At 70.4% G+C, this 13,152-nt stretch carries 7 protein-coding genes; 1 reads left to right on the top strand and 6 read right to left on the bottom strand.

Translation table 11 applies throughout. The features are described from left to right. Positions 1-51 precede the first annotated feature (51 nt). Positions 52-2,034, bottom strand: a complete 1,983-nt coding sequence (locus AC0665_RS31445; protein ID WP_478706313.1) for a glycoside hydrolase family 31 protein — start codon at positions 2,032-2,034, stop codon at positions 52-54. Positions 2,035-2,172: 138 nt separating this feature from the next. Beyond that, positions 2,173-5,040: a glycoside hydrolase family 3 C-terminal domain-containing protein gene (locus AC0665_RS31440; RefSeq protein ID WP_478706312.1), complete on the bottom strand. Its 2,868-nt coding sequence runs from the start codon at positions 5,038-5,040 to the stop codon at positions 2,173-2,175. 256 nt (positions 5,041-5,296) lie between these two features. On the opposite strand from AC0665_RS31440, the gene AC0665_RS31435 reads away from it, so the two are divergent. Beyond that, positions 5,297-7,426, top strand: coding sequence for an alpha-galactosidase (locus AC0665_RS31435; protein ID WP_478706311.1), 2,130 nt, complete (start codon positions 5,297-5,299; stop codon positions 7,424-7,426). A gap of 190 nt (positions 7,427-7,616) precedes the next feature. Here AC0665_RS31435 and AC0665_RS31430 read toward each other — a convergent pair whose 3' ends face one another. From AC0665_RS31430 to AC0665_RS31415, 4 genes are all read right to left on the bottom strand, one after another. Beyond that, positions 7,617-8,543 (bottom strand): carbohydrate ABC transporter permease, encoded by a 927-nt coding sequence (locus tag AC0665_RS31430; protein ID WP_478706310.1) that lies wholly within the window; start codon positions 8,541-8,543, stop codon positions 7,617-7,619. Continuing rightward, entirely contained in the window at positions 8,540-9,592 is a 1,053-nt protein-coding gene (locus AC0665_RS31425) for an ABC transporter permease (RefSeq protein WP_478510540.1), read from the bottom strand. The genes AC0665_RS31430 and AC0665_RS31425 overlap by 4 nt, the downstream gene beginning before the upstream one ends. Next, a complete protein-coding gene (locus AC0665_RS31420) occupies positions 9,592-11,268 on the bottom strand; it encodes a substrate-binding domain-containing protein (protein WP_478706309.1) in 1,677 nt (558 codons plus the stop codon). The genes AC0665_RS31425 and AC0665_RS31420 overlap by 1 nt, the downstream gene beginning before the upstream one ends. Positions 11,269-11,641: 373 nt before the next feature. Continuing rightward, positions 11,642-12,850 carry an ROK family transcriptional regulator gene (locus AC0665_RS31415; protein ID WP_478608822.1) on the bottom strand — a complete coding sequence of 403 codons (1,209 nt, stop codon included), beginning with the start codon at positions 12,848-12,850 and terminating at the stop codon, positions 11,642-11,644. Positions 12,851-13,152 lie beyond the last annotated feature (302 nt).

The raw sequence follows: 13,152 nt of genomic DNA, 5'->3' as shown, positions 1-13,152 counted from the left end.
TGGCTTCAGGGCCTGGCCGGTGTGCGCACGAGAAGTGGGCCCGGGGCGTCGTCAGGCCAGGTGTTCCGCCAGGCCGGACCCCTCCCGCACGAAGACCGGGATGCGTTCCAAGGGGGCTTCGGCGTCAAGCGTCGTGCCGCCCTTCAGCACGGCTTTGGTGGCGGGGTCGAGCCAGCCGGTCCCGGACGGCAGGTACACCCGGCGGGCCCGGGCGCCCGCCTCGTACACGGGCGCGACCAGGACATCGGGGCCCAGCAGGAACTGGTCGTCCACGTCCCAGGCGCCCGGGTCCTCGGGGAAGTCGAAGAACAGCGGGCGCATGGGCGGGGCGCCGGTGCGGTGGGCGTCCTCGGCGAGGCGGTGCAGGTAGGGGCGCAGGCGTTCACGCAGCAGCAGATGCTGGCGCAGGATGTCGTACGCCTCCTGCCCGTACGACCAGACCTCGTTCGGTCCGGCGGTCATGTCGGTGGAGAAGGTGGGGTGGTTCGGCTCGCGGTCCCCGTGCAGCCGCATGACCGGACCGAAGGTGCCGTACTGGAACCAGCGGATGAGCAGTTCACGGTAGGCGGGGTCGTCGGGGTCGCCGCCGGCGAAGCCACCGATGTCGGTGTTCCACCAGGGGATGCCGCTCATCGCGACGTTCAGGCCGGCCCTGATCTGGCGCGCCAGGGAGTCGAACGTGGTGGGGATGTCGCCGGACCACAGCAGGGCCCCGTGCCGCTGGCTGCCCGCCCAGGCCGACCGGATCAGTGACAAGGGGCGGTCCTCGCCCGTCGCGCGCAGACCGTCGGCCACCGCGCGGGCGTGTTGCAGCGGGTAGAGGTTGGCGGCTTGGGCGGCGGGCCCGGCCGCGTACACCGCGCGTTCGGCGAACTCCGGGGGCATGTCGGGCTCGCAGGCGTCCAGCCAGAAGCAACTGACGCCCAGGGAACGGTAGTTGTCGTTCAGGCGCTGCCACAGTGCCGCGCGGGCGCCGGGGTGCGTGGGGTCGTAGTACGCCATCGGGCGGGTCAGCGTGTCGCCGCCGTGGCGGGAGGGCCACGGGAAGGTGAGCAGGCCGCCGTCGGCGTCCCTGACGAGATGCCCGGCCGCGCGCAGTTCGTCGTAGGTGTCGCTGTCGGGTTCGACCGTCGGCCAGACCGAGACGGCGAGTTTCACCCCGAGCCGTCCCAGCTCTTGCGTCATGGCGGTGGGGTCGGGCCACTCGGCGGGCTCGAAACGCCAGTCGCCCATGCGCGGCCAGTGGAAGAAGTCACAGACGATGACGGACAGCGGCAGGCCGCGTTCCTTGTACTGCCGTGCCACCGCCAGGAGTTCGTCCTGAGTGCGGTAGCGCAGTTTCGACTGCCAGAAGCCGGACGCCCACTCCGGCAGCAGGGGCGGCCGGCCGGTGGCCTGTGTGTAGGCGTCGAGGATCTGGGCCGGGGTGTCGCCCGCGGTGATCCAGTAGTCGATGCGTCCGCCGGCGTCCGCGGTCCAGCGGGTGGCGTCCGCGCCCAGCTCGACCCGGCCGGTGGCGGGGTTGTTCCACAGCAGCCCGTAACCCCGCGAGGAGTGCAGGAAGGGGACGGCCGCCACGGTGTTGCTCTGGACGAGATCGATCACGCAGCCCTTCTGGTCGAGGCGTCCGTGCAGATGCTGCCCGAGGCCGTGGAGCCGTTCGCCGTCGTAGGCGTCGAAGGACTGCTGGGTGCGGCCGCCGGCCGCGAGGACGCGGGAGCCGGTGTGATGGGAGCGCGGGTCACGCTCGGCGAGGAGTACGCGACCCGAGTCGACGTGACGGAACGTCAGCCAGCCGTCCGCCGACGCCTCCACGGCCAGCCGGCCGTTGACCAGACGGGCACTGCCGTCGTCCGATGCGGACAGGGCGTCGGGGGTGGCGGGCGCCGGGGTCTCCAGCGCGCCGGGGGCGGCGGAGTCGAGGGTCCCGGCCGTGGCCCGTACGCGTATGGCGTGCGGGCCCCAGGGCTCGATGCGGAGCATCTCCGCCGCGGTGTGGCGCTCCAGGCCGCCCGCACGGATGCTGTAGGACACGGTGTCTCCCTTTGATCGTCTGGGACGCGGCCCACGTCTATGAGGTCTCCCGGCCGCGGCAGGGGCCGCGGCGCCGGGAGCAGGAGGGGGCACAGACATCGCACAAACCTGCTTTGCGCTGATGGGCGCGGTGAACGCTCAGTCGTCCGCCGGGGACGAGTGGAAGCGGAACGCGGCGAGGCGCAAGCGCCCGCGCAGGATCAAGGTCAGGTCGTGCGGGCCGGGTTCGACGCCGGTCAGCTCGGCGGCTACCTCGGTCCATGCGTACCGGTCGCCGGTGACCGGTACCACGATCCGGCCCAGGCTCCGCTCGCCCGCCCGCACTTCCACGCTTGCCTCGCCCTCGCCCTCTGCCTCCTCCTCGCGGGCGACCTCGGCCGCGAAGCGGACGGCGCCGGTCAGATCGGCCGAGCGGAACAGCAGCGTCGTGGGGCGGGACGGATCGAAGGGGGCGACGGCGTCGCCCGCGGCCCGGGTGGCGTCGACCAGGACGGCGCGCGTGTGGTCGTCGAAGTCGCAGGCGCGCGTGCGGCGGCCGACGACCGTCCGGGGCACGGGTGGTGGCCCGGTCACACGGAGCCCCGCGCCGGCGACGACGTCCCCGGCGGAGCGTGCCACCAGCACGTCGTAGTCGCCGGGGTCGACGGTGAAGGTTCCGGCCCCCACGTCCCAGTGGGCGAACTGCTCGGCCGGGAGCCGGAAGTCGAGCCGCCTCGTCTCGCCGGGTTCGAGCCGGACCTTGCGGAAGTCGGCGAGGCGCAGCCGGGGCGCCTGGTAACGGGCGTGACGGGGGCGGACGTAGAGCTGAACGACCTCGCTGCCGGGCCGGGATCCGGAGTTGACCGTCGTCACCGAGACGTCCAAGGTGCCGTCCTGGGCCATGGTGTGCGCGGAGAGCCGCAGGTCACGATAGGTGACATCCGCGTACGACAGGCCGTGCCCGAACGGGTATAGCGGCGCGGCGTGGTGGTACTGGTAGGTCCAGCCGGCCTTGATGATGTCGTAGTCGAGCAGGTCCGGCAGCTCGTCGTCGCCGCGGTACCAGGTCTGCGGCAGCCGTCCCCCGGGATCGGCCTCGCCGAGCAGTACGGCCGCCAGCGCATGGCCGGTCTCCTGGCCGCCGTGGGAGGTCCACAGCACCGCCGGCAGATGCGTGTCGGCCCAGTCGACGGCGTAGGGGTAGCTGCTCATGACGACGAGCGCGGTCTCGGGACGGACCGCGGCGACCGTCCGCAGCAACGCCTCCTGGGCCTCGGGCAGGGCGATTCCCGAACGGTCCTCGGTCTCACGGCCGTTGATCATCGGGTGGTTGCCGAGGACGACGATGGCCGCGTCGGCCGACGCGGCGGCGGCCCGCGCCTCGGCCGTCCCGTCGTGCAGCAGCTCCCGCTGCCAGCGCTCGGCCGTCGCGAGGCCGTCGGCGGTGACGTGCACGCTGCCGTCCGCGGGATCGACGGCGGCGTAGCGGCCGGTGCGCACATGCCGGAGCACCAAGAAGTCGTCCTCGTCGTCCGGGGCGGGCTCCAGGTGGAACGTCTCGTCGACGAACCAGTTCTTGAGCGACGTCCGTTCGGCGACGAGTGAACCGTCGTCGCCGCAGCGGAGATAGCGGCCGGTATCGGCCTCGCACAGGGTGACAACGCCGTCGCCCCACTCCTGAACGTCGAAGGCGCTCTTGCCCAGGGGATCGCCCGTGGTACGGGAGCGCAGCGCGATCCGGTCGGTGCCCGGCACGCACACCACCTCGCCGCCCAGGGGCGCGAGCGCCGCCCGCAGAGCGGTCGCGATGCCGACCTGGTACGGCAGAGTGCCGCTGTACCAGTCCTCGTACAGCGCGTCCGCGTGCGGGCCGATGACCGCGATCCGCGCGGCACGGGCCGGGGTGAGCGGCAGCAGTCCGTCGTTCTTGAGCAGTACGACGGACTCCGTCGCCGCACGGCGGGCGAGGGCGCGGTGCTCGGGGCAGTCGACCACCTCGGGCCCGATGCCCGCGTACGGGTCCAGGTCAGGGTCGAACTCGCCCAATCGGAAGCGGAGTTGCAGCTGTCGGCGGACCGCGCGGTTTACGTCCTGTTCGTCGATCAGGCCGCGCTCCAGAGCCGCGCGCAGTCGGCCGATCACGGTCGCGCTGTCCTCGCGGAGGTCGGTGAAGTTGTCGATGCCCGCCTTCAGGGCCGCGGCGTGGCCCTCGGCGTGGTCGTCGAAGTAGTGCTCCGGTGTGACGAGGTTGGTCGGCGCGCCCTCGTCGCTGACCACGAACAGCTCGTGGCCCGTGGGCCTCGCCCAGGCCCGCAGCTCTCGCTCGAGCAGCGGACTGACGTGGCAGGGACGGCCGTTGACGAGGTTGTAGGCGGCCATGGCGCCGGTGGCCGCGCCGGAGGCGACGACCGGGCGGAAGGCGGCCAGGTCGTACTCGTGCAGTACGCGCGGGCGCAGGCCGGAGGAGGTGACGCTGCGGTCGGTCTCGTTGTTGTTGGCGAGGAAGTGCTTGAGTACGGGAGCGGTCCGCAGGTAGGCGGGGTGATCACCGGTCAGTCCTCGGCAGTACGCGGTGGCGACGCGCGAGGTGTGCAGCGGGTCCTCCGAGTAGCCCTCCTCGTTGCGGCCCCACCTCGGATCGCGCAGCAGGTTCACCACGGGCGACCAGACCTGCAGCCCGTTGGGGCCGGGCCCGGTCGGGGCGGGCCGATGCCGGTGCAACGCGCGCAGTTCGGCGGAGACGGCTTCGCCGACGGCGTGCACGAGTTCCTCGTCCCAGGTGGCGCCGAGCCCCACGGCCTGGGGGAAGACGGTCGCCCTGCCGAGGCCGGCGACACCGTGCAGCGCCTCCGTTCCGGTGCGGAACGCGGCGATGCCCAGGCGGGGGACTGCGGGCACGTACTGGTGCAGCATGGCGAGCCGCTCGTCGAGCGTGAGCCGTTCCAGCAGGTCGTCGACGCGCTCGTGCAGCGTGAGCGCGGAGTCGCGGAAGGGGGGCGTGGCTGCGGATGCGGACGCAGAAGTCACGTGAGGGATCCCTCGGCAGACGGGGGTCGAGTGGTGGAGAGCTTTGTCGAAGCGCTTCGACGCTGACATTTCCCCTCCGTTTCTGTCAATGGTTCGAACCGAGGGAGTTTCCCGGGAGTTGCCACGTCAGTCTCCCTCTTTCCCTCTTGTCCCGAAGAATTGACTCGGTTAGCTTCACTGTTTTAGTGAAGCGCTTCGATTTAGATATCCCGCGACTGGCTTCCCCACCTCCGTACAACGGACACCAAAGGACACCATGGACAACGAACAGCGGGACTTCCGCTGGGGTCACAGCGCCCTGCGACTCGACTTCACCGTCGGCGACGACGACCGCGTCCGCCTTGCGCGTATGGGCCGCCCCGGCGACGTGGGCGGCGATGACGGCGCGTCCCTGCCTCTGGTGGAGGTGACGGCGACGGGCCACGGCCGGGGCTGGTCGGGCAGCCGCCTGATCGGGACCGCTCTCGGCGCCCGGTTGCGCTACCGAGGGCACCGGGCGGGCCGGGACGGAGACTGGCACACCCTGACCGTGGACCTGCACGACCCGGAGACCGGGCTCGCCGTCGAGATGGCCTACCGGTCGCCGGACGGCGTCCCCGTGCTCCGCGGCGAGGCGACCCTGCGCAATGAGGGGCCGGACACGCTGCACCTGGAATCGGTCAGTTCGCTCGTCGTGGGCTGTCTCACCCCGCGGGACCCGGCAGCGATCGACGCGGCCGACGTGTGGTGGGCGGACAACGACTGGCTGGCCGAGTGCCGTTGGCGGTCGCAGCCGATGCGCCGGACCACGCCCGCGGTGAGCGGCCGTGTGCCGTACGGGCACGGCAAGGCCGGACACGCACTGACCGGCCAGGGCGTCTGGTCCAGTTGCGGGCACCTGCCGATGGGCGGCCTGACGGACCGTCACTCCGGCCGTGCGTGGGTGTGGCAGATCGAGCACAACGGCGGCGGCTGGCGCTGGGAGTGTCAGGAGCACGACGGGGCGGCGTACGTCGCCTTGTTCGGCCCCACCGACACCCATCACGGATGGCGGCACCGACTGGAGCCGGGCGCCGCCTTTCCCACCGTGCCCGTGGCCCTGTCGGTCGCTGCCGGCGCGGGCCCGGACGACGCGTTCGCCGCGCTGACCCGCTACCGGCGCGCCCAGCGCCGTCCGCACGCCGACCACCTGCGTCTGCCCGTCGTCTTCAACGACTACATGAACTGCCTGATGGGCGACCCCACCACCGAGAAGCTGCTGCCGCTGATCGACGCGGCGGCGGACGCGGGCGCCGAGTACTTCGTCATCGACGCCGGCTGGTACGACGACAGCGACGGCTGGTGGACCAGCGTCGGCGCCTGGGAACCGTCCGTCTCCCGTTTCCCGGGCGCGCGCGGCATCCACGAGGTCCTCGACCGCATCCGCGCACGCGGCATGACACCCGGCCTGTGGCTGGAGCCGGAAGTCGTCGGCGTGCACAGTCCCGTGGCCAAGTCCCTGCCCGACGAGGCGTTCTTCCGCCGTGACGGCGTACGTGTCACCGAGTCCGGCCGACACCACCTGGACCTGCGTCATCCAGCCGCCCGCGCCCACCTCGACCAGGTCGTGGACCGCCTGGTCGGCGCGTGGGGCGTCGGTTACCTCAAGTTGGATCACAACATCGACCCTGGTTCCGGTACCAGCGCCCACCCCGGCGAGAGCCCGGGCGCCGGTCTGCTCGGCCACAACCGCGCCCACCTCGACTGGCTCGACGGCATCCTGGACCGCCACCCGCATCTGGTGGTGGAGAACTGCGCCTCGGGCGGCATGCGCTGGGATCACGCCCTGCTGTCCCGGTTGCAGCTGCAGTCCACCAGCGACCAGCAGAACCTCGTTCATTACGCGCCCATCGCGGCCTCCGCGCCCACCGCCGTCACCCCCGAACAGGGCGCCGTGTGGGCCTATCCTCAGCCCGGAGACTCCCTTGACGAAGTCGCCTTCACGATGACGAGCGCACTTCTGGGCCGCATCCACCTCTCCGGCCGTCTGCCGGAGCTGGGGCCCGAAGCCCGCGGACTGGTCCATGAGGCGATCGCCGTGTACCGGGCCGTCCGCGCCGATCTGCCGCAGGCCGTGCCGTCCTGGCCGCTCGGGCTCCCCGCCTGGGACGCCCCGTGGGCCGCCCTCGCCCTGCACACGCCCGCCACCACCTACCTCACGCTCTGGCGCCGCCCGGGCGGGCAGGACACGGTGTCCGTCCGTCTGCCGCAGCAGGCGGGCGCCGCAGCCCACGCCGACGTGCTGTACCCCGCCGCACGCGGGGCGAGCGCCGCCTGGAACCCGGACAGCACCGAACTCACCGTGACCCTGCCCACCGCGCCCTCGGCGGCACTGCTCCGCATCACCCGCACGACGCCGGACGCCTGAGCGCCGCCCCGGCTCCCCGGACGTACCCCCACGTGGTGGTCACCGGTGAGTCTGTCGATGACGGGCAGCACCGGCCCGTCGGGCGGCGGACACCCTGGTGGAAGAGCGCAGTGCGCGGCGGGGCCGGCGATCGCGTCATCCGTGATCGCCGGCCCCGTCATGGCGCCTTCCCCCGCCCTGTTCCTCGGCGTCACCCCTTGATGGCGCCCGTGAGCATGCCCTTCTTGAAGTGCCGTTGGACGAACGGGGAGACGACGGCGACAGGGATCAACGCGAGGACCATGACGGCCATCTGCAGCCCCAGCGCCGAGAGCTGGCCGGTGTGGACCGCCTGCTGGAGACCCGTCGGTGCCTCCGTGTTCTTCTGGACCAGCTGGATGAGCACGTTCTGCAGCGGCATCATCTGCTGGTCGGACAGGTAGATGGAGGCGTTGAACCAGGCGCTCCAGTAGCCGACCGCGTAGAACAGGGCGATGACGGCCAGCACCGCCCGGGACAGCGGAAGGACGATGGTCAGCAGGATGCGCAGGTCACCGGCGCCGTCGATGCGGGCGGACTCGGTGAGTTCGGGGGAGATCCCCATGAAGAAGGCCCGCAGCACCAGGATGTTGAAGACGCTGACGGCGCTCGGCAGGATCAGTGACAGGTAGGTGTCCGTGAGGCCGAGTGTCTGCACGAGCAGATACGTGGGGATCAGCCCGGCTCCGAAGAACATGGTGGCCATCATGGCCGTCAGGGAGAACCGGTGTCCCAGGCTGCCGGGCCGGGACAGGCCGTAGGCGGCGAGCACCGACACCGTCATGGAGAACAGGGTGCCGACGAGGGTGACGCCGACCGAGACCATGATCGCCCGGCTGACCTGGCCGCCGCTGAGCAGTTCGGTGTAGTTGACGAAGGTGATCCCTCTGGGGACCACGACGAGACCGCCGGCCTGGTCGATCACGGGTTTGGGGGAGAGGCTGGTGACGATCACGATCCACAGCGGTGCGAGCACTGCCAGGCAGCACAGCAGGAGGAAGCCGCTCTTGGCGGTGATGCCGGCCTTGCCCGGCGGCTCCTCCCACACGGGACGTGCGGGCGCCTGGAGACTGCGGATCAGCTGGGTGTTGAGGCTCATTTTTTGTACACCCCCTGCTCGCCGAGCAGGTGCGCGAACTTGTTCGCGCCCAGGACGAGCGCGACTCCGATGAGACCCTTGACCAGGCCGACCGCGGCCGCGTAGCTGAAGTCGCCGTTCTGGATGCCCATGTTCCACACGTAGGTGTCCAGGACCTCGGCGGCTCCGACCCCGACCGCGTCACGCTGGAGCAGGTACTGCTCGAATCCCACGCTGAGCGCGTCGCCGACCCGGAGCACGAGGAGCAGCGCGATCACTGGGCGCAGCGCGGGCAGTGTGACGTGCCACATGCGCCGCCAGCGTCCCGCACCGTCCATGGCGGCGGCCTCGTACAGGTCGGTGGAGACGGCGGACAGGGCTGCCAGGAAGACGATGATTCCCCAGCCGGCGTCCTTCCACACGGCTTGCGCCACGACCATGTACTTGAACAGGCTCGCGTTCGTCATCAGGTCGAAGCCGCTCCACCCGTGGTTCTGCACAATCTGGGCGATGATGCCCGCCCCGCCGAAGACTTGCTGGAAGACGGTGACCACGAGGACCCACGAGAAGAAGTGCGGCAGATACATGATCGCTTGTGCCACGGCCCGCACCCGGGGCCGGATCACGCTGTTGATGACCAGCGCGAGCACGATGGGGACGGGGAAGAACAGCACCAGTTGGAGCAGGAACAGCACGATGGTGTTGCGTACGGAGTCCCAGAACGGCGGGTCGTGGAGCATCCGCGCGAACTGTTCCATGCCGACCCAGGGGCTGTGGAAGACGGCTGTGACGCCGTTGCCCGCGGCGTACGGGTCGTAGTCCTGGAAGGCGATGACGTTGGCGAGCAGCGGAACGTAGTTGAAGACCAGGAGAAGGACGAGGACGGGCAGCGTCATCAGGATCAGCGTGCGGTCGCGGCGCAGCCGGACCCGGAAGGGCACCCTGCCGGTCCGGCGGGCCTTGCCCGGCACGTGTCGGGTGAGGACGGCAGTGCCGGCCGCGGCCACCGGCTCCTCGACGGCCGCGGGGGGACGCGTCCCGTCCGGCCTGCTCCCCGCTGTGAGGGACATCAGCGACCACTGCCGTTCTTCTCCAGCAGCTTCTTGTACCAGTCGCGCAGTTTGTCGCCGCCGGATGTCTTCCACGTCGAGATGGCCTGCTGAACGTCGGACAGCTTCCTGTTGCCGCGCACGAAGTCGATCTCGAGCTGCTCGAACGGGGTGGAGATGTTGGCGTAGCGGCGCGGTTCGAGGATGTTCATGCCGTACGTGGACGTCTTCTTGACGAAGGCGCCCTGGCGCTGCTGCCACTCGACCTGCTTGCGGGTGATGTCCGGGTAGTCGGGGTGGGCGAGGTAGGGCGCCGGGGTCGCGAGCATCCCCCAGGCGTTGTTCACCTCCTGGATTCCCCGGTCGTTCTTGACCGGGACGCCGTCCTTGATGGTGTAGTGGGTGCCTTCGACGCCGTAGTCGACGTACATCCGCTCCTTGGTGCCGTACGGGGCTGCCGCGAAGTTGGCGGCGGCCAGTGCGTTCTCGACCGTCTCCTTGGAGGCGCCCTTGCGGATCATCGACCAGGTGCCGGCGGGCTGACCGGCGTACAGGGTCGGGTCGCCGCCGTCGGCGGCGAAGTAGTCCATGCCGTCGATCTCGAAGTCCGGGTTGGCCTTGGCCTGTTCCGCGGTCTTGCCGTACCAGGCGGACATGTCGCCGTTGAAGACCAGGATCTGCCCGGCGGTGAACCGCTGGGTCGGGTCACCGGTGTTGGCCTTGTCGTCGGGGTGGACGACGCCCGCTGCGAACAACTTGCGCACCCACTCCAGGTGTTCGAGGTACTCGGGGTGCTCGATGCGGTACGTCAGCTTGCCATCGCCGCTCATGTTCCAGCCGAGCGTGCCGGCCGGCTGGAGACCGAAGATGGCCGCCGCGGCCCACCGCATGTCGGCGCAGGCCCACACCTTGGCCTTGGCGCTGGTGGCCTCCTTGGCCCAACTGAGGAACTCCTCGGCCGACTTGGGGACGGTGTAGCCCCTCTTGTCGAAGATGTCCTTGCGGTAGTACGGAACGATGCCGGGCACGGGGGCGCCGGGTATCGGGATGCCGCGCAGTGCGCCGCCGAAGATGCTCATGCGCCAGGAGTCGGTCGGGATCGCGGCGAGGTTGGGGTACTTCTTGACCTTGTCGCCCGCCAGGTAGGGGCCGAGGTCCATGAACTTCGCGATGACGGCGTTGGGGATCTTGCCGGTCAGCTCCCAGCCGGGCACGACCACCACGTCCGGTATGGAGCTGGAGGCGAGGACGGCGCCGAGTTTCTGGCCGTAGGTGTTGCCGTCCTGGTTCTGCCAGGTGATCTTGGTGCCGGCCGCCTTGTCGAGTTCCGTGTAGTAGGCGCAGTCCGGCTTCGGCGGGGTCCCCCAGAGCGGAGCCATGACCTTGAAGGGGGCGCCGGTCCCGAGCTTGTCGGGGACCGAGGCGGCGAGATCGGCGAGGTCGATCTTGCCGGTGTACCCGGCCGCCGAGCCGTTCCTCGACGGCAGGTCCGGCCGCGCGGTCGTGCTGGCGACGTACATCGGGAGCAGCTTGGCTGCGTTCTTGCCTGATGTGGTGCCCTCGCCTGAATCGTCGCTCGAACCGCTACAGGCGGTCAGGAGCGGCATCCCGCCGGCCATCGCGGCGGTGGCGACGGCCGTGGAGGTGAGGAAATTCCTGCGGCTCATTCCGGCTGGGGAGACGGTGTTCGGTGTCATTGCTTCAACCCTTCGTTGTGCACCTGGACACCCGGCGGTGGGCCGTCGGCTGCGGTGTCGGGAGAACTGGCCGAGCTGAGAGCGGCGCGTCGGCACGGCTGCGCGAGGACGCTGTCGAAGCGCTTCGATTTGGCCGTGAGATTAAGTGACGTCCTCCGGGGTGCACAAGAGATTTCGCCTTAGTTTCTTCGAAAAGGCAGAAACGGCGATGCGTATGGGATGGGTTTCTATTGACGGCATAAAAAGCGGCGCCTCGTCGCATTAGGCCGTTATCGAAGCGCTTCGACAAAGCATGGAATTGTGGCATGAGCGTGCCTGCGCGGAAGGTGGCGCAGAGTCGGAGTGCGCGTGAAGGCGCACCCGACGACTTCACTCAGCCTGAAGCGACCCTGGCGGCGCCTGCTCCGGGGCCGGCCGCCGCTGTCCGTGGTCGTCGCGCCGGTGTCGGGGCGTGGCCCAGGACGTATCTCTGGATGACGGTGGCCGCCGCGCCGCGGGCCCAGTGGGCGAAGTTGTTGTGGCGGACCTCCACGTCGACAGGGGCGGCACCCGGGACCCGGTCGGCCCGGATGCCCTCATCCATGGCGGGACGGGCGGCTTCCGCCAGACGCACGGCTTCGCCGGTGACCACGATCTTCTGCACCAGCGCGAAGTTGGCGACCGCGGCCAGCAGGCGGCCGAGGGCGCGACCGGAGGCGGTGACCACGGCTGTGGCGACGGGGTCGCCGCCGGCTGCGAGGTCGAGGCACTCGTCGTAGGTCACCGGACGGCGCAGTCCCACGGAGATGGCGGAGCGGATGGAGGCGACGGAGAGCATCGCCGTGGCGCAGCCTCGGTGCCCCCGCGGGCAGAGCGGGCCCATCGGGTCGAGGGGGTGGTGCCCGAGCAGCCCGGCACCGACGTCAGGGATGTCGACGACGGTGTCGTGCATGACCAGGCCGTAGCCGACGCCCTCGCCGATGGCGACGACCGCGAAACGGTCATGACCGCGTGCCGCGCCGAACCAGTGCTCGGCCCGGGTGAGCGCCAGAAGGTCGTTGTCGACGGTGACGCAACCGTCGAACGCGTCCTGGAGGAGGCCCCCGAGGGGAACGCCTGTGGTCCATCCCAGAAACGGCGCGTCGGTCACCGTCGTATGGTCGACGACTCGCCCTCCGAGACTCACCCCCAGTCCACTCACCTGCGCATGCCTGGGGGTGAGCTCCTGTGTCAGCTCGTTGACGGTCGCCACGACGGAGGCGGGGTCCCGGCCGGTCAGAGGTCTGCGGCTGGAGGCCACCACCTCGGCGCGCATCGTGGTGAGGACGGCGTGGACGGCGTCGCCGGTCACCTTGGCGCCGATGAAGTGGTGGGCGGTGGGGTTGACGTCGAGCGGCCGAGTCCGGCGCAGGGTCCCGGACTCGGGGCCACCGTTGGTGTCCACCTCCACGAGTAGACCGCTGTCGACCAGCGGCTTGGCCAGCCGGGTGAGGCTGCCGGCCGACAGGTCGAGGCGACGGGCGATCTCGCTGCGGGGCAGGGGGCCGCTCAGCAGCACTTCCAGGGCGACCGCGCGGGTCGACGGAGCGGTGGTGGCGTCCACGGGTGGCCCTCCCCAGGGTCGGCATGCGCGGCAGGTGCTCGGCTAGCAGGGGTCAGCATTCCACGCAACCGCGATTACTTCCATGGCGGAAGCATGATTGCCTGAATTTTGCGAGCAGGCTCTAGAAGTTGGGGTGGCTTCGAGGAGCTGCGGCCTCGACTCTTTCGTTGTGGAAGTGTCGGTGGCTCAAGATGCCCATCCTGTTCGGTCGACGCCATGTCAACGTTCGGTGCGACGGGCCTTGCCGGGCGTCCCCGTACAGGCGGGTCCGCCCGCCCAGCCGTCCGGCTCACGCCACCAGA

Source organism: Streptomyces sp. NPDC043685, from assembly GCF_056436585.1.
This window is presented reverse-complemented; position numbering and strand designations above follow the sequence as displayed.

Excerpts from the sequence above, each read along its gene's own strand:
- AC0665_RS31425 (WP_478510540.1), bottom strand. The coding sequence starts at position 9,592 with ATGTCCCTCACAGCGGGGAGCAGGCCGGACGGGACGCGTCCCCCCGCG.
- AC0665_RS31420 (WP_478706309.1), bottom strand. The coding sequence starts at position 11,268 with ATGACACCGAACACCGTCTCCCCAGCCGGAATGAGCCGCAGGAATTTC.
- AC0665_RS31430 (WP_478706310.1), bottom strand. The coding sequence starts at position 8,543 with ATGAGCCTCAACACCCAGCTGATCCGCAGTCTCCAGGCGCCCGCACGT.
- AC0665_RS31435 (WP_478706311.1), top strand. The coding sequence starts at position 5,297 with ATGGACAACGAACAGCGGGACTTCCGCTGGGGTCACAGCGCCCTGCGA.